Consider the following 1,277-nt stretch of genomic DNA (forward strand, 5'->3'; position numbering starts at 1 on the left):
ACCTGATGAGCGCAGTTGTCGACTTCGACATTTTCGGTTTCGACGCTCAGTTCAGGGTTTTCCGGCACGTCATAAGGGTCGGAAATACCGGTGAACTCTTTGATCTTGCCCTCGCGGGCCAGCTTGTACAGGCCCTTGCGGTCGCGGCGTTCGCATTCCTCGATGGTGGTCGCGACATGCACTTCGCAGAAGGCACCGAACTGTTCGATCTCTTCGCGCACGGCGCGGCGCGTGGTGGCGTAGGGCGCGATGGGCGCGCAGATGGCGATGCCGCCGTTCTTGGTGATCTCTGAGGCCACATAGCCGATCCGGCGGATGTTCAGGTCGCGGTGCTCTTTCGAGAAGCCCAGTTCGGACGACAGGTTCTTACGCACGATGTCGCCATCCAGCAGCGTCACCGGGCGCCCGCCCATCTCCATCAGCTTGACCATCAGTGCGTTGGCGATGGTGGATTTGCCCGAGCCTGAGAAGCCGGTGAAGAACACGGTAAAGCCCTGCTGGCTGCGCGGCGGTTTGGTCTTGCGCAGCTCGGCCACAACTTCGGGAAAGCTGAACCATTCGGGGATTTCCAGACCCTCGGCCAGACGGCGGCGCAGCTCCGTTCCGGAAATGTTAAGGATTGTCACCTTATCCTTGTCTTTGATCTCGTCATTGGGTTCGTACTGGGCGCGTTCCTGGACGTAGACCATGTGTTTGAAATCGACCATTTCGACGCCGATTTCATCCTGATACTGGCGGAACAGGTCCTGCGCGTCGTACGGGCCATAGAAATCTTCGCCCTGGCTGTTTTTGCCCGGGCCTGCGTGGTCGCGGCCAACGATAAAGTGCGTGCAACCGTGGTTGGCGCGGATCAGCCCGTGCCAGACCGCCTCGCGCGGGCCAGCCATGCGCATGGCCAGGTTCAGCAGGCTCATCGAGGTGGTGGACGCCGGGTACTTGTCCAGCACCGCCTCATAACACCGCACGCGGGTGAAGTGATCCACGTCGCCCGGCTTGGTCATGCCGACAACCGGGTGGATCAACAGGTTGGCCTGTGCTTCCTTGGCGGCGCGGAAGGTCAGTTCCTGATGCGCGCGGTGCAGCGGGTTGCGGGTCTGGAAGGCCACGATGCGGCGCCAGCCCAGCTTGCGGAAATAGGCGCGCAGTTCGTTTGGCGTGTCGCGGCGGCCGCGGAAGTCATAGTGAACGGGCTGTTGGATGCCGGTCACGGGGCCACCCAGATAGACTTTGCCGGCCACGTTGTGCAGGTAGTTGACCGCAGGGTGCGCATCGTCATC

Annotated in this window: 1 protein-coding gene; it reads right to left on the reverse strand. The window is 61.7% G+C overall.

Going from position 1 to position 1,277, the window contains the following annotated elements:
- Nucleotides 1-1,277: bifunctional sulfate adenylyltransferase/adenylylsulfate kinase (locus GS632_RS21960; protein WP_171722508.1), on the reverse strand; the 1,277-nt coding region annotated here is incomplete at both ends.

The organism is Ruegeria sp. HKCCD7296, assembly GCF_013110775.1.
GTDB lineage: Bacteria > Pseudomonadota > Alphaproteobacteria > Rhodobacterales > Rhodobacteraceae > Ruegeria.